Source organism: Mammaliicoccus sp. Dog046, assembly GCF_034039665.1.
In the GTDB taxonomy this organism is placed as follows: domain Bacteria; phylum Bacillota; class Bacilli; order Staphylococcales; family Staphylococcaceae; genus Mammaliicoccus.
The window spans coordinates 174,996-192,799 of the sequence record NZ_CP120131.1 but is presented as its reverse complement, the minus strand read 5'-3'; the positions used below and the strand labels follow the sequence as shown (position 1 = coordinate 192,799).

Below are 17,804 nucleotides of genomic sequence, written 5' to 3'. Positions count from 1 at the left end.
ATTTAACTTAATAATTTCAATAATAATGATGCTAATATCACTGTAGATACGCCACCGATTCTTGTCGCAACTTGCGCGAATGGCATTAACGCCATACGTTTAGATGCTGATAATATCGCAACATCTCCCGTACCACCTAAACCACTATGACAACCAGTAACAATTGCTGCATCTACTGGGAACATCTTCATCCATTTACCTACAAAATATCCTGACGCTATCATTGTTAATACAACAGATGCACAAACAATAATATAAGCTGGTGTAACAATTTTAACGACATCTTCTAATGGAATATATAACATACCTAGACCAACCATTAATGGCCAAGTTAAACTTGTTGAAATAAATTTATATAAATGATGCGCGCCGTCTTCCATATTACGTGGCATAATTTTGATACATTTAATTAAAGTAGCAAATAAAATCATAACGACAGGTCCTGGCATTCCGAAGAATTTTTGACCAAGTGTACCTACGATAAAGAAACTACATGCGATTAATAAACCTGCACCCATTAGTGAAAAGTCTATTTTTTTCTCTTTTTGCTGAGTAAGTTTTTCAGGGTCATCAGACTTAACTAACACGCCATTTCCTGATAAATGTTTCTTCTTCTCACCTAAACGCATCATTAATCCCGCACAAACAACTGCGAAGATATTACCGATAACTGCAGCTGGAATCATTTGAGATACGAATGTTTCTGCAGAACCACCTAATATAGATGAATAAGCGATAGATAATGGTAAGATACCTTCTCCGATACCTCCGCCAATGATTGGAACAACGATATAGAAGAATGTATGTTTCATATCATAACCGAGTAACACACCTACCAATATACCTGCTGAAACAGCTAATACAGTACCTATAATTAAAGGTACAAACATACGTGTAAATCCTTGGATTAACATTTTTCTGTCCATTCCTAAAATACTACCTACAACCAGACATGAAATATAGAAGTACAAGAAGTTCGATGTCTTCATTAATGTAGTAACCGCTTCCATTGATGCCGGATTAATAACATGGTAGAAGACTAATACTGAAGGTACAAGCAATGCTAAAATTGCTGGCCCACCGATTTCTTTTAAAATTGGAATCCTTTGACCTAAATCCCCTAATAGAATTCCCAGAATCATAATAACGGCAAATCCACCGATCATATCTGGTGGTAATGTATTGAATACTGACGCCGCCATAATAATTGCAGCTAATACAACGTAAAGTGGTAAAGGTAACACACCCACTTTAGCTTTTATAATTTTCTCTCCAAAAGTTTTTAAATTATTTTCAAGTGGAATCTCTTTTTGAGTAAGCGCTTCCATTTCAGTTTTACTATTCATGTTTCTCCCCCTCATTCGATATAAGCTCATTCTATTCCTGATGAAAACGAATTCATAGATTATGAAATTTTAATTATCTTTTTGTAATTAAAAAAACCAGAACAAAAAAAGCCAAGACATGTTGTCTTAGCTTAAAAAGATATCGTGCGATGTGACCCTAATCGCACGATATCTCGCCATCTACACCAAAGTCTTCGTGCGTTTCACACCTAATCGCACGATATCTCGGCTCCTACACCAAAGTCTTCGTGCGTTTCACACCTAATCGCACGATATCTCGGCACCTACACCAAAGTCTTCGTGCGTTTCACACCTAATCGCACGATATCTCAACTACTTACTTACCCTAATCAATATAATCTTTTAAATCTTTCAAGTTGTCTTTCTTAAACTTATATAAATAAATCGGTCTACCTATACCATATGTCAGGGACTCTTCTAATATTTCTTTGTCTGTTAAGAACTTTAAATATTTTCTAACGGATACTCGAGATATGTTAGCGATTTTAGATATATCATCTGTTGAGAATTCTTTTCCTTCAAAGTTATTCATCTTCTCAATAATCACTTGTAACGTCTCTTTCGTTACGCCTTTAGGTAATTTTTTATGCTCTGGTTGTACGTTTGTATCTTTGTTCATAAATGCTGCATCAATATCTGCTTGTTTGATGTGCTGATTACTATTATAAAAAGTTAATCCTTGCTTATATTTCAATAACGACTGTTTAAATCGATCAAATTCAAATGGCTTAATTAAATAATCTACAGCACCATATCTAAATGCTGTTTGTATATCTTCTACATCAGACGCTGCAGTAATCAATATTGCATCTACTTTATATCCTTGTTCCCGAATATATTTTAAAAACGTTAGCCCATTTTCTTCTGGCATATAAATATCCAATAATAATAAGTTGATTTCTTTTTCATCGAGTATTGTCATTGCTTCTTTCACGTTATTCGCAATTTCTATTACCGCTGATTCATCGACTTTCTCAATAAATTGTCGATTAATTTGTGCAACCATTGGATCATCTTCAACGATGAGTATTTTTAACATTTATCTTCTTCCTTTTCTGCATAGTCAATTACTATTGAAAATTGCACTTCCCCACTTTCATTCGTTACAACTTCAATATTGCCGTTTAACTTTTCAACGCTTTGTTGTACGAGATAAAGTCCATATCCTCGGTCTTCGCCTTTAGAGGAGTAGCCTTTTTCAAAAATGTCGTTCCCTAATTCACTTTTCATTCCCGGACCTGAATCTATGACATCGATATATAAATCTTGTTGATTATACTCCAAGTGCACTTCGATTGTTTTCTCTGTCACGCTTGAAGTCATTAATGAATCAATGCTGTTATCAATCAAATTCCCTATAATCGTTATGATTTCATGTGAGAAAGCAGACGATTGTGGCTCTGGAATCATTGTATGACTAATAATCGAAAGTTTAATATTCTGTTCCCTTGCCAAGCTTAATTTACCTATCAAGAATCCTGCCAATACAGCATCTTTAATCTTAGACGTAATACTACCACTTTCTTGACTGCCATGCTCAACAATTTCACGTATATATTGTTTTAAATCTTCATAATGTTCCATCTGTAACATTCCTGAAATCACGTGCAGACGATTACTAAATTCATGAGATTGTGCACGTAACGTATCTGCGTAAGTCTTCACACCGACTAATTGCTCAGATAATTTATTAACTTCCGTCTTATCTCTAAAAGTAGAAATCGCACCTATAATTTCATTATTCACAATCAATGGTACTCTGTTAACTAGTATCTTCACACCATTAATGTTCTGTTCTTCATCACGTTCCGGTCTGCCAATATCCAACACTTTCAATAACTGAGTAGATGGCATATAATCACTGATCTTCATACCAATCGGGTTCCCTTGTAAATCAGCTTTTTTAAAAATATCCCTTGCCGATTTATTAACAAGATTAATTTTCCCTTCCTTATCCACTGCGACAATACCTTCATGTACCGATTGTAACATCGTATTTCTTTCACCAAGAATTTGCGCAATGTGTGAAGGTTCTAATCCTAGGAGAATCCTTTTAATATATCTCGACAGAATGTACGCACCAATCGCACCAACAATCAATCCGATAATTGCACCAATCATGATTTTCTTATTACCTTCAGCAAGTGCATCATATACACGTTGCATCGGTACACCTACAGCAACCACACCAACCTGTTTTCCATCAGAATAAACGGGTGTGAATGATCTTAAAGATTCGCCAAGCGTACCTTTAGAAACAGACGTACTCTGATGCCCATGTAAAGCGACGTCCTCATCGCCACCTCTAAAATGCTTCCCAATTAATTCCGGATTAGGATGTGACTTTCGAATACCTTTCATGTCCATCACAACAATAAAACTCACGTCCGTTTGATGCTGAATCTTAGACGTATACTTCTGTATACGAGACACCTTTCGATTATCCCTTAAAGCAGACTGAACCATCTCCGACTGAGCAATCGACTTCCCAATCACCTCAGCCTTCTCTTCAGTAGTCCGCTTATTCGTATCCCTAATTTCCTTACTAATCAACACACTCGTCATTAATAAAGAAATCAGCACAACAGCACTAACAACAATAATAATTAATGAACTCAACTTTAGTCTCTGTTTCCTCAACACCCAAACCGCCTTTAACGTTACTTGTTAAATAATAACTTATGAATTTAATTATAAAGAATATATCATACTTTTGCGGAATATATGAGGGTGGAGAAAGAGGAAGCAGGACAGAAATCTAATTTATGTAAAAAAATTTCGTAGTCCTGCCCCCGGCAAAGATGACTAGAGTTGAAAAAAGCTTGTTACAAGTGCATTTTCAATTCAGCCATCTATTGCCAAAAAATAAGTATTAAATGTGTCACTATTTCTATATATCTATTATTTGTATATAAAATGATAAAAAAACTTTAGAATTCACATTATAATTATGTAAAATTTCAGAAACCGTTACTGTAATAATCAAATTTTGTTAAAATATAATTAAATATAAATTTTTTTGGGGGTATTTTTGTGAAAAAACAAATCGAGGTTGTTGGCGCTGTAATTTTTTCTGAAAATAAAATTCTTTGTGCGCAAAGAAATGAAAATATGAGTTTGCCTCTTATGTGGGAATTTCCAGGTGGGAAAATTGAAAAAACCGAGTCTGAAGTTGAAGCGTTGAAACGTGAGATAAATGAGGAAATGCTTTGCGACGTAGAGGTCGGAGATAAAATCACATCTACTGCTTATGAATATGATTTTGGAATCGTCAATCTTCATACATATAAATGTAAATTAAAAGAAAAACTACCTACATTAACAGAACATAAAAGCATCAAATGGTTAGATATCAATGATTTAAACACTTTAGAATGGGCCCCTGCTGATATTCCAGCAGTTCAAAAAATTATGAGTGAGGGATTAGATGAATAATCATTTATTAGAAGACTTCAACCAATCACTTCATAAAGGCTTTATTGATAGAACAATTTCTCACAAAGGTAATTTCATGCCAAAATTACTCATCAATAATGAAGAAGAAAATGTACTTTCAACGATTATTAATGAATTGTATAAATGTCAGTCATTCACAATATCAGTGGCTTTTATTACAGAAAGTGGATTAGCAAGTTTAAAATCACACTTGTATGATTTACATCAAAAAGGCATTAAAGGGAAAATTATTACTTCAAACTATTTAGGATTTAATACACCAAAAATGTATCAAGAATTATTGAAGTTAAATAATGTAGAAGTACGACTTACTAATGTTAACGGGTTTCACGCTAAAGGTTATGTATTTGACTACGAGAACTATTCTTCAATGATTATCGGTAGTTCAAATTTAACTTCTAATGCATTGAAAATAAATTATGAACATAACATCCTACTGTCTAGTAAGAAAAATGGTGACCTCGTTTATAATATTAAAGCGCAATTTGATGAATTATGGGATAAAAGTATACCTCTTTCTCAGCAATGGATAGATGAATATGAACTCATTTTTGATAATACTAACATTAAAAAAGTACTTCAAATTACTGAAGATCAAAATTTACTTCAGATCAAAGTTGATCAAGCTGTTCACATTGAACCAAATTTAATGCAAGAAGAAGCACTGCATTCTTTAAAAGAACTACGAGAAAGTGGCAAAGATAAAGGGTTAGTTATATCAGCAACTGGTACTGGTAAAACTATCTTGTGCGCATTAGATGTGAGAGCTTATAATCCTAACAAATTCTTATTCATCGTACACAACGAAGGTATTTTACGTAGAGCGATTGAAGAATTCAAAAAGGTATTACCTTTCGCACATGAAAGTGATTTTGGATTACTCACAGGTAAACAGAAAGATTTTGATGCTAAATATCTATTTGCTACAATACAAACACTTTCTAACGAAGACGTATATACGCATTTCGACCCAACACATTTTGATTATATCGTTTATGATGAAGCCCATCGCTCAGCTGCAAAAACTTATCAAAAAGTATTTAATTATTTCACACCTCAATTCGTGCTTGGTATGACTGCCACTCCAGAACGAACAGATAGCTTAAATATCTTTGAGATGTTTGAATATAATATTGCATATGAAATTAGATTACAAAAAGCATTAGAAAGTGAAATTCTCTGTCCGTTTCATTATTTTGGTGTGACTGATTATACACATAATGGTCAATCTATAGAGGATGCCAGTAATTTAAAACATTTAACTTCCGATGACAGAGTTAAACATATCTTAGAGAAAACGATGTATTACGGATATTCAGGTGATGATTTAAAAGGTCTTATATTTGTAAGTAGAAAAGAAGAAGCGCATGATTTAGCAGAAAAATTAACACTTTGGGGTACACCATCTATTGCATTGACTGGAGAAGATAATCCTCAAAAGAGACAAGAAGCGATAGAACAATTAAAGTCTGGTGAAATCAATTACATTATCACTGTGAATTTATTTAATGAAGGAATAGATATTGCACCTGTTAACCAAATCGTTATGCTAAGAGAAACTGAATCAAGTATCATCTTTATTCAACAACTTGGTCGAGGATTAAGAAAAAGTGATAACAAAGAATTTGTAACAGTTATAGATTTTATCGGAAACTATGAGAAAAACTACCTTATTCCAGTAGCATTATCTGGTGATCAATCACAAAATAAAGATAACTACAGAAGATTCTTAACAAATAATTCAGCACTTGATGGTGTTTCGACAATTAACTTTGAAGAAGTCGCTAAGAAGAAAATCTACGACTCACTCAAACAAGTTAAATTAAGTGGTGCTTATCATATTAAACAAGCTTATAACCAAGTTGAACAAAGAATTGGTAGAATACCTCTTCTAATGGACTTTATAAGACAGAACTCTATCGATCCAAGTGTCATCTATTCATCCGAAAGTACTTACAATAACTATCACGACTTTTTAGTTAAATACAAAAAAATTGATGATCACTTAACAAAAAATGAAAAGTTGAATTTAACATTCCTTTCACGTGAAATTGCACCTGGTTTAAAAAATGTAGATCACACTATATTGAAATCAGTTATTGAAAAACCTCATAAAGTAGATGAATTATTAGACATCGCTCAATCTATTGACCCTAATGTGACTATTGATGATATTCAAACAACATTAAAAATACTAGATCTGAGTTTCTTCAGTGCAAATATAAATAAAACATATGGTGAACCAATTGTTGAAATTTCAAATAATGAAGTTAAATTAACAGATACATTTGAAACATCACTACAAAAAGATACATTCAAATCATATATTGAAGATATATTAGAATTAGCTCAATACAATAATCAAACACACCATGATAACCAAAATGGATTGATACTATATAACAAATATACGAGAAAAGATTTTGTAAAATTGCTTAATTGGGAATCAGATGAATCACCAATAATTAATGGTTATAAATTCGGTAACAATACTTTACCGTTATTCATCACTTACCATAAGCAAGATGATATAAGTGATAACACCAAATATGAAGATGAATTTTTAAGTCCTGATGAGCTCAAATGGTTTACCCGTGCACCTAGAAAATTAACGTCTCCAGAAGTCCAAAAAATCATATCGCATCAGCAAAATAATATTGAGATGTTTATTTTTGTGAAGAAAGAAGACGTAGCAGATGGTAAAGAATATTATTTCCTAGGAAAAGCACACTATATTGAAGGTACAGCTGAACAAACAACGATGTCTAATGAGAAGAAAGACAACATTGTAACCATGAACCTATCGATGGAAACACCCGTTAAAGATGAAATATATAGATATATAATTGAGTCGTAGAAAACAAATTCTAAGCTACTTGTAATGATAGATAATATTAGTCCTCTTTCTGGACTAATATTATCTTTTTTTATCCCCTCACTTCCAATCACGTACACGTATCGACTATACTTGATGTAAATTCCAAAACTTAAAGGAGTGCCTATCAATGGATTACAATAAATATAATCAACCTATTGGAAAACCTTTAACTGACTTTAAACAACCTGAATTTCCCAACATTAATTTATTAGAAGGTCGTTATAGTAGACTAGAAAAATTAAACGAATCACACATCGACGATTTATTTAAACATTTTAGCGACAACGAAGATATCCCTAATTGGACATACTTACCATATAATCACATAAAAGATTATGACCAGTTTGAAAATTATATTAATGCATACATTCAATCAACCGATCCTTACTTTTTCGCTATTGTAAACAAAGCATCAGGTGAAGCTGTTGGTTTGTTATCCTTGATGAGAATTAATTTAACAGATGCATCAATAGAAGTTGGACATGTACACTATTCAAATGTTTTGAAAAAGACTCGAATTGCTACTGAAGTCCACTATCTCTTAGCTAAATATGTATTTGAAACATTAGGTTTCAGAAGATATGAATGGAAATGTGATTCATTAAACGAACACTCTAGAAAAAGTGCTCAACGACTAGGATTTACTTTTGAAGGTACATTTAGACAACACAAAATTTATAAAGACCGAAATAGAGATACAAGTTGGTTCTCTATGTTAGACGCAGAATGGCCAACGATCAAACAAGGTTATGAATCATGGTTAATGCCGTCTAATTTTGATAGTAATGGAGAACAGAAAAGTAAGTTGTCGTTGGAAAACAATTAGTTATTTATCCAACTTCTCACCTTGAAATTTATTCGCCTTTTTTATAATATATATTTAATTAAGATGTCTATTTGTTGCTAACCGATATGCAACTAAAATGATAGTCGGCACGTTAATAGATACCTTTTAACCTCCTACTTAGGAGGTTTTTTATTTTTTATAAATAGCACTAAGAACTGATTTTATCACCAGCTGATCACTTACGTAATTGACACTTATTATGAATTAGAATAAATTAATGCAAATTTCAATAACCCCATAGCATCCATATGTTAAATAATGTATAATGAAAGCAAATTAGGAGGTATTTATAATGGCAAATAACGAACAAAATCCATTTCAGGAGTCAACTTTAGAACCTGAAAATGACATAGTTTCTGAACAAACAGGTACGACTAAAGATGATCGTTTATATGGTATGTTGATTTACTTATCTAGCTTTATTGTAGGTTTCTTCGGACCGCTTCTTATTTGGTTAATTAAGCGAGAAGACTCAAAGTTTGTAGATAGAGTTGGTAAAGACTACTTGAACTTCTTCCTTTCATATACGATTTGGACAATCATTTCTACTATCTTATGTATGATTTTAATAGGTTTTCTTTTCTTAATCGTTTTAAGTATTTTACTTATTGTCTTCACAATCATAGGAGCAGTAAAATCATATCGTGGAGAAACTTATTTACCTCCACTGTCTATTCGATTCTTTAAGTAATACTGAATGAGATATCGTGCGTTTCTATACTAATCGCACGAAGACTTCCAGATTTCGCCGAGATATCGTGCGTTTCTATGCTAATCGCACGAAGACTTCCAGATTTCGCCGAGATATCGTGCGTTTCTATACTAATCGCACGAAGACTTCCGGGTTTCACCGAGATATCGTGCGTTTCTGTGCTAATCGCACGAAGACTTCCAGATTTCGCTCTGATATCGTGCGATTTCGCCTGAACCATACTGAAACTTCACGATATCCTCATTACATACAACACAAAAAAGCCGAGACGTCCGCGTCTCGGCTTTTTGATTTACAAACAGTAAGCCTCGCCATTCGTAAATCAAGAAGTTGAATTAAGAAAGTTTTCCTTCTATAAACTTCTTCTTGTGTAATACTCACTACCACTGTCTATATTTTTATTATTAATGAATTGTTTCGTAGCTCTATAATACACTCTTATTTAGTTGTTTGGAATTTGTCTGTAGCCTGCTATTCTTCTTGAAAGTTGATTATATGCATATTATTGAATTTCTCTGTTCTATATATTTTGGGAAATTAAAGGAAAGTATTACTAAGTCGAAGTTATCGTGAAGGAATCAACCATCTTATTTTTCGCACTAAGAAAAGGCATTGGTATATTTTGAACTCATGTACATACAAATTTCGTTTATTATACAAACGCTGGCATTCAGTTTACTTGAACTGTGCTTTAATACAACCATATGTTTCATGTGTTTCTCTTTTTGAAAAGATGCTTCTATAAATACCGAATTCTCAAATATTGTCGTTTCACAAAGAGGCTCTCCATATCTCTCCGCTAAGTCATTCAATACATCTTGTAATTCTAGTTCAGTACTTACAATAAACTCTTCTCTCCGACACACACCGGTTCTACCGCTCGTCATAAACCCTTCTATATCGTAGAGTTCAACAAATAATTTTCTACACATAATCCTGATTCTCCTTCTTGAGTGAATCACAGGCTACATCTTTATTATATAAAATTACACTTTGATGTCAATCGATTTTTATAAAATATTTATATGTTGATTTAGAAATTTTTAATTTCAATCATTGTTTATGAAAACTACGAAAAGTTGTTGCACACTTATATTTTTCTGCAACAATTAGCATTTATTCAAAATGATCTTCTACTAAAAATCAAAAAATAGCAGAATCTCATAATTTAATATGAGATTTCTGCCATTTACTCTAATTCATCTATTTTAACGTTTTCAGACAACCATATTTTAAAATCATATGTTTATCTTTATACGAATTGTTTTGTCGTTTGTTCTTGTATTTCATGCGTTTCTTTTAACTTAGCGTGATATTGACCTTTTAATACCGCTTCATACTTCACACTCCATTGTTTCAGTCCAATGTAATAGCATGTCACAACAGTAATGGCTAATACACTTACAGCTGGCCAGAACCATGGTGAGACGATGCCTTTTTGTGATGCTAATCCGATTGGGGAGAATAATATAAATGTAAATATCATTGTTCCTATTAACAATACTGTTACAGGGATCGCATACTTCCATGGTGTCATGTCTACTTTCGGATTTGGTTTGAATATAAATGGTTCGTTCAATGGTTTTACGAATCCAATTACTAACATAACTAACACTTCTACAACAAACATCAACCCTTGAATATAAATAAAGTTTACACTCATTTGATAGTTAAAGAACATCGGTAATCCCCAAATCAATAAATAGTATACGATGACATGAGAGATAATAACAATCTTTGGTCCAATTGCAGGTACGCGTTTTGAGAAGATGCCTACTAATACAATTGCGATAATTGGTATATTGAAGAATCCTGTAAATTGTCTAATGATTGTCCATAACCCTTGTGGTGCATTCATTAACATTGGTGATATAAAGAATGTAATCAATGCTAGAATCACACCAAACCATTGGCTCACTCTAATCATTTGTTTATCTGTCGCATTTTTGTTGATGAGCACTTTATAAATATCATATACAAACAATGTTGATGCACTATTGATTAAAGCATTAAAACTTGAGAACACTGCGCCTAATAATACTGCTAAGAAAAATCCATTCAAATAAGTTGGAAAGACATCTTTTGTTAATGTTGGATAGGCTAAATCCATATTCTCCAATCCTGGTCCATATAAATGGAATGCGATCACACCTGGAACCATCATAAGAAATGGCACAAGCACTTTAAGAAAACCTGTAAACAATGCCCCTTTTTGTCCTTCGGCTAAACTTTTCGCACCGAGTGTCCGTTGAATCACATATTGATTTGTTCCCCAATAGAAGAGGTTCGCAAATATCATACCTGTAAATATTGATCCAAATGGCACATCATCTTTATTTGATCCAATCGCATTGAGCTTTTCAGGATGTTCAGTCGCGATTGTCTTCATACCTTCAAGCATGCTGCCATGACCTAACGTAATAAATCCTAATATAGGCACAAGCAAACCAACGATTAATAGGCCAATTCCGTTTAAAGTATCAGAAATTGCTATTGCTTTTAATCCGCCTAACACCGCGTATAACATGCCGATGATACCTATAATCCAAACGACAATCCATATCGATTGTTGGTATGTAATCCCAAACATATGTGGGATATCAAAGATTTGTAGCACAGCTAATGACCCTGAATATAATACAGAAGGTATCGTTATGAAACCATATCCAACCATAAATAATAATACAATTAAGAATCGTGTTTGCTGATCAAATCGTGTATTTAAAAATTCAGGTAAGGTTGTAAATGCACCACCTAAATATTTAGGTAATAATATCGTCGCAAGTATTATAACTGAAAATCCTGCTGTTACTTCCCAGCCCATACTTGATAAATTATTCTTGTAACCTTGACCATTCAATCCAATCAATTGTTCCGCTGATAAATTCGTTAGAATCAATGCTCCGGCGATAAATCCACCAGTTAATCCTCGCCCCCCTAAAAAGAATCCACCTGAACTGCTTACTGTATTTTTCGTTTTATGATATGAATACCATGCGACGATGACGATAAAGAATGCACATGATAATAGTGTAAAAGCAATATACATTTGCCAACCTCCTTTGAATGTCGCTGTGAATATTTTATATATGAACCGCTTGTTTCAGCCCTAATTTCTCCCTTAACGTCCCTTTGTTATATTCAGTTTGGACGAGTCCACGTTTTTGTAGAATAGGTACCACTTCATTGACAAACAAATCAAATTGAGTTGGATTCAACGGAGGCATAATATTAAACCCATCTGCTGCACCTTGTGTAAACCATGTTTCCATTCTGTCAGCAACATCTTCTGCAGTACCGATGATAATATGATGCCCTCTCGCACCTGCTACAAATTTCATAATATCTTCTAAAGTAGATTGATTTTTCTTCGCCGTAGCTTTAATCAGATCGACACGACTTTGTATATTATCTCCACCATCAATTTCAATCTGGTCAAATGGTGTATCTAAGGCATACCCTGTTAAATCTGCATCACCTAAATAAGAAGACAATAAATCTAATCCAACCTCCGGAACAATTAAATCTTGTAATTCTTGAAAACGCGCTTCAGCTTCTTCACGAGTGGACCCAATAACCGGGAATATTCCAGGCATGATAACGACATCTTGATCGTCACCGCGTTGTATTTTCGTTTGTGCTTTCAACTGATTTGAAAATTGAATGGCATCATTAATATCGTTCTGAGCCGTAAACACAACTTCAGCATGTTTCGATGCAAACTCTGTACCTTTTTTTGAAGAACCAGCTTGTACAAGTAAAGGATAACGCTGTGGTGATTCTTCAATATTTAAAGGACCGCGCACACTGTAAAATTGACCTTTAAAATGAATCGGTTTCGGTTCACGAACATTATAAAATCCACCTGCTTCATGAATTTTTTCAGGACTTACATCGCGCCAAGAATCCCACAACTGTTTAGTAACATCGAGAAATTCATCCGCTTGATCATAACGTAAATCATGATCAATATTCGTTTGGCCGTTAAAGTTTTTAGCAGTATCACTGATACCAGAAGTTACAATATTCCATCCAGCTCTACCATTACTATAATGATCTAACGACGCATATACTCTAGCGAGGTGGAACGGTTCAGAATACGTTGTTGAACCAGTTACAACAAGACCTAAATGCTTAGTGTGTGTTGCGATGATCGACATAAACGAAATAGGTTCAGGACTTGTAAAAGCATCAGGGTGCGTTTTCTTATCCAGGTATAACGTATCTGACATAAATAGAAAATCAAACTTCGCATGTTCTGCTATCTTCGCTTGCTTAATAATGTTATTTAAATCCATGCTACCTTGTTTCTGTGTTTCAGGATGTCTACAACTTGCTACATGATGTCCAAATCCAGTTAAAAAATATCCTAATTTCATTCTTTTCAACGTTAATCCCTCCAAAAGTATATTAATCCGATAGATTTAATAAGGATTATAGTAACATTGTATTTTTATTCAGTCAATTTAAAATTACAATTGTATTTATAGTGTTTATATTTTAGAGGGCGTTGGCGGAGATCACGTAAGCAAGTGTTGATTGGTGTCGGTGGCTTTGGTGGCTTCGGCGGTTTCAATGTTGCTTGTCAGCCTCCACTTGCAATGTTCAGACGTTCAATGTTGCTTGTCAGCCTCCACTTGCAATGTTCAATGCTCCAATGTTGCTTGTCGGCCTCCACTTGCAATGTTCGAGGCTCCAATGTTGCTTGTCGACCTCCACTTGCAATGTTCAGACGTTCAATGTTGCTTGTCAGCCTCCACTTGCAATGTTCAGACGCTCAATGTTGCAAGTCAGCCTCCACTTGCAATGTTCAGACGTTCAATGTTGCTTGTCAGCCTCCACTTGCAATGTTCAGGCGCTCAATGTTGCATGTCGACCTCCACTTGCAATGTTCAGGCGCTCAATGTTGCATGTCGACCTCCACTTGCAATGTTCGAGCGTTCAATGTTGCATGTCGACCTCCACTTGCAATGTTCAGACGTTCAATGTTGCTTGTCAGCCTCCACTTGCAATGTTCGAGGCTTCAATGTTGCAAGTCAACACTCCGTATTTATAATACTTATATTTTAGAGGAAAGGCTGTGTAAAAAAGCTAGGATTTTGTGGGTGGAATCGGGGTTTTAACTGTGTGGATGATACGCTAACTGGGTTATCTTTCGAGTTTTACTCCTTACAGCTCTCTAATTGGGTTTTCTCCCTACTTTTGCTCGTTACACCTGTCTAACTTGCTTTCCTCTCTACTTTTGCTCCTTACGTTCACATCTTATTGTTACTACCTTACAACTATTGCTTTCTCCATAAAAAAACAGTGTGCATTCGCTGATGAATGCACACTGTTTTACTTTTTCTACTCTATCACTTCGATATAATCTTTATTCGCTGTTAAGAAGTTTCCGTCTTCTGTTACGAGTCTTGGTGTTGATTTATCTGTATAAAGTATATTGCTTATATTCAGTTGTTCGCCTGCTGCTAAATCTTTTACTGGTGTTTGGTTAAATGCTCTTGTTCCATATAATTTACATGCCTTTTTCACTTTTATACGCTTTGGTATGTCTGTGATATATTTATCTAGTTTAGTCGTATTCATCTTCGTCACAAAGTCTTTATTCGCTGTCATGATACTTCCGTCTTCTAATACAAGTCGTGGTGTGCCTTTTGATGTATGTGAGATGGATGTTGGATTAACCTTAGTACCTGGTTCTAGACTTTGCAGTGCTTCTACAAATCCAACGTCTTTATATAAATTAGCTTTCCTAGTTAATATCATCGGACCTGTTATTTTATTAATATATTTCGCATCTTTCTTTTCTTTAATGCGATCTACAAACTCTAACTTGAACTTTTGGCGTTTCATTTTATATCTTTCGTTATTACTTGGATATGATGCATGCACAAGCGTTAACCCAAGATCATCGTGATAAACGCATAGGTTAACATCTGCATGTGGCATTTTCGCAAATTGATCTTGTTTAATGTATAATCTACCGTCATGATAATCAAACTCTACATCTTTCGCTACTTGTACATCTCTCATTGCTACAGCACTCACGCGTTTGATTTCAACAGATTCAGGTTTCAATACTCTAATCACTTCAACAAGTGAACCATCAATCATTTGCGTGCCTTCATACACAGGATAACAACCTTCTGATATAGGCTTGATACCCTCAATTTTGTGTTCTGTTACTTTATATACGACATTATCTTCTATATAAAAATGCCAACGACCATGAACAGCATCACGCGTATACGTCAGGAAGTCTGCCTTCCCTTCCAATTGATAAAGATTATACATATTGATAAAGATCGGATTATCTAAGAAATCTTTCATGTCATAGTGATGTTTCTTTAGAATAGCTTCTACTTCATCTATCAATTCATAAAAAGCTTCTTTATGTTCTGATTTCAAAAAAGTCTTTGTATGTAGAAAACGTCTAAAGAAATCCAATTCGATAATTCTGTTAAGCGCTAGTTTATTGAGTTGTTCAGGTAGTTCCATTTCACAAACGCGCTCAAGAATATCTTTATTTAAATATGCTTTATCTATCACAGAAGTTTCTTTAACGAGTGATTCATTTTCATCAAATCGATTAACATGATATACAGGTGTCGTCGACATTGTAATGTCTTCTACTTTAGAGATTAATTCAGTGAAGAATAATTTATCTTCACCAAATTTCATATGTTCAAACGCAATTTGATGTTTCTCTATAAGTTCTCGTTTAAAAACTTTCCCCGGAGGTCCAACTGCTCTAAAGATTTTAATAATTTCTTCTGGTTTTACATGGGATGCATCTTTGTAAGTCGTGAATCTCGCGTGATGGGCTACGCCTTTTGATGAATGTTTAAAACTTCTTCCTAAACCGAAATCAGCATCATCTTCGTTGACTTTATGTATGAATTTCGGGAATCCATCTGTATCTAACCAATCATCTGCATCGAGTAACGTGATATACTTCCCAGTTGCTTGTTTCATACCAACGTTTCTCGGCTCAGATGGGCTACCTGTATTACTCGGTAGTGAAATGATTTGTATAAAATCATGATCCTTCGCGTAACTTTCGATAATTTCCAGTGATCGGTCTGTTGAACAATCATCTACAAATATCGCTTCAATTTGTTTATGGTCTATTTTTAAATGAATTAATGATTCTATACATTCCTTTAAAAATTCTTCCTTGTTATAAACAGAAATGATGATAGAGACTAATTTATCCATCTGTTTCTCCCCTTAATCTACTTGGTTATTTTTATAGCTGTTGTAAAATGATTCATATTTAACTTTCCCAATACCTCCAACTATAAATTTACCAAATTTAAACAAATTTAACAAATAAGCGATACAAATTGAGAATGTGATTGTCAAAGTAAACGTAAATATAATATTGAATATCGGATTATCATGTAATTGTCCTAATCTATGAATCATGAAATAATGTATCAAATAAATAGAGAATGAATAATTACTGATAACTATAAAGAACTTCGGCACATATTTTGTATATGCAGATACTAAGAAGAACATCAGTATCACCATCGTCACAAAGATCGGTGTGTCGATACGTTTAGAATCAACTAACGTAATCCATCCTGATAAATAGTTATAAAGTGTAATCGCTGTTACCACAATTGTACCTATAATAATGTGCAGACTATATCTCTTGATATTCGCCATTAATGTTTCGTAATAAAGCCCCATATAGAACCCTAATAAGAAATAGCTGAGCCATCCGATGAACACCATCCAACCTTCTCTATCCCACATCCAGTTTAAATACTCAGCGTCTGGTGCATCTATAAATGTACGCATCGCCCAGTATAACGTTGTAATAATAAGTGAATAGACAATCATCTTGATTGGGTTTAATTTCACTAAATATTTCGCGAACAACATATGTAACGCGTAAAATTGGAAAATAATAATAATAAAGTATGTTAAAGTCCCACCATGGAACATCATAAATGAAACACTGTCTAAATAGTCGCTCATATTTTTTGGATAGCCATACACATAAGCTAATCCTAAATTAATAATGATATAAGGAATTCCTAAAATCATTAATTTTTGTTTAATAAATCCTTCTTTAACTTTCGTCTTGTATTGCTTCGCTAATAAGAATTCCGAGATAAATACAAATACCGGTGTCGCGTAAAGTAATAATAATTGAACACTTCTTAATAAGTACCCTTCGTTCGGCATATCAAATTTATAAAATGTCGTCGTAATTGTGTGAATCATAACAATACTCAAACACGCGATTGCTCTCATCCAAAATATGACTGATGTATAAACTTTCATAATTTACTCCTCTTTCATTTCACTACAGAAAAATATTTAATAACTCTACATATTAAAACGCAAATGTAACTGTTATACAAATAATTATAACGATAAATTTCTATACAAACTAGTATAAATAAAGATGACGCACAACTTAATTGTGCGTTCAAATTGAAAGAGAAGTTGAGATAAGAAGGAAAGTTGTTTAAAAAAGCGACGGGATCGGGACAGAAATTTACTGCCAAGATACTAAAAGAGACTGAG

At 33.8% G+C, this 17,804-nt stretch carries 12 protein-coding genes; 4 read left to right on the top strand and 8 right to left on the bottom strand.

Annotation, left to right across the window (positions count from 1 at the left end; all coding sequences use genetic code 11):
- Window positions 1–2 precede the first annotated feature (2 nt).
- From P3U32_RS00925 to dcuS, 3 genes are all read right to left on the bottom strand, one after another.
- Window positions 3–1,346 carry a 2-hydroxycarboxylate transporter family protein gene (locus tag P3U32_RS00925; protein WP_323703727.1) on the bottom strand — a complete coding sequence of 448 codons (1,344 nt, stop codon included), beginning with the start codon at window positions 1,344–1,346 and terminating at the stop codon, window positions 3–5.
- Between the two features lie 346 nt (window positions 1,347–1,692).
- Window positions 1,693–2,406, bottom strand: coding sequence for a response regulator (locus P3U32_RS00920; protein ID WP_323703726.1), 714 nt, complete (start codon window positions 2,404–2,406; stop codon window positions 1,693–1,695).
- Complete coding sequence (dcuS, locus tag P3U32_RS00915) at window positions 2,400–4,007, bottom strand: DcuS/MalK family sensor histidine kinase (protein ID WP_416361230.1); 1,608 nt, start codon at window positions 4,005–4,007, stop codon at window positions 2,400–2,402. Before dcuS ends, P3U32_RS00920 begins: the two co-directional genes overlap by 7 nt.
- Window positions 4,008–4,400: 393 nt before the next feature.
- On the opposite strand from dcuS, the gene P3U32_RS00910 reads away from it, so the two are divergent.
- The 4 genes from P3U32_RS00910 (at window position 4,401) to P3U32_RS00895 (ending at window position 9,239) form a co-directional block, all read left to right on the top strand.
- Window positions 4,401–4,802: a (deoxy)nucleoside triphosphate pyrophosphohydrolase gene (locus P3U32_RS00910; RefSeq protein WP_323703724.1), complete on the top strand. Its 402-nt coding sequence runs from the start codon at window positions 4,401–4,403 to the stop codon at window positions 4,800–4,802.
- Window positions 4,795–7,680 (top strand): DEAD/DEAH box helicase, encoded by a 2,886-nt coding sequence (locus P3U32_RS00905; protein ID WP_323703723.1) that lies wholly within the window; start codon window positions 4,795–4,797, stop codon window positions 7,678–7,680. Before P3U32_RS00910 ends, P3U32_RS00905 begins: the two co-directional genes overlap by 8 nt.
- 148 nt (window positions 7,681–7,828) lie before the next feature.
- A complete protein-coding gene (locus P3U32_RS00900; protein ID WP_323703722.1) occupies window positions 7,829–8,527 on the top strand; it encodes a GNAT family N-acetyltransferase in 699 nt (232 codons plus the stop codon).
- Window positions 8,528–8,840: 313 nt separating this feature from the next.
- Entirely contained in the window at window positions 8,841–9,239 is a 399-nt protein-coding gene (locus tag P3U32_RS00895; protein ID WP_323703721.1) for a DUF4870 domain-containing protein, read from the top strand.
- Between the two features lie 620 nt (window positions 9,240–9,859).
- On the opposite strand, the gene P3U32_RS00890 is transcribed toward P3U32_RS00895, so the two are convergent.
- From P3U32_RS00890 to P3U32_RS00870, 5 genes are all read right to left on the bottom strand, one after another.
- Entirely contained in the window at window positions 9,860–10,192 is a 333-nt protein-coding gene (locus tag P3U32_RS00890; RefSeq protein ID WP_323703720.1) for a hypothetical protein, read from the bottom strand.
- A gap of 320 nt (window positions 10,193–10,512) precedes the next feature.
- Window positions 10,513–12,309, bottom strand: a complete 1,797-nt coding sequence (locus tag P3U32_RS00885; RefSeq protein ID WP_323703719.1) for a solute:sodium symporter family transporter — start codon at window positions 12,307–12,309, stop codon at window positions 10,513–10,515.
- 34 nt (window positions 12,310–12,343) lie between these two features.
- Window positions 12,344–13,648, bottom strand: a complete 1,305-nt coding sequence (locus P3U32_RS00880) for an LLM class flavin-dependent oxidoreductase (RefSeq protein WP_323703718.1) — start codon at window positions 13,646–13,648, stop codon at window positions 12,344–12,346.
- Window positions 13,649–14,606: 958 nt separating this feature from the next.
- Entirely contained in the window at window positions 14,607–16,478 is a 1,872-nt protein-coding gene (locus P3U32_RS00875; RefSeq protein WP_323703717.1) for a glycosyltransferase family 2 protein, read from the bottom strand.
- 12 nt (window positions 16,479–16,490) lie between these two features.
- Window positions 16,491–17,558, bottom strand: coding sequence for an acyltransferase family protein (locus P3U32_RS00870; RefSeq protein WP_323703716.1), 1,068 nt, complete (start codon window positions 17,556–17,558; stop codon window positions 16,491–16,493).
- Window positions 17,559–17,804 lie beyond the last annotated feature (246 nt).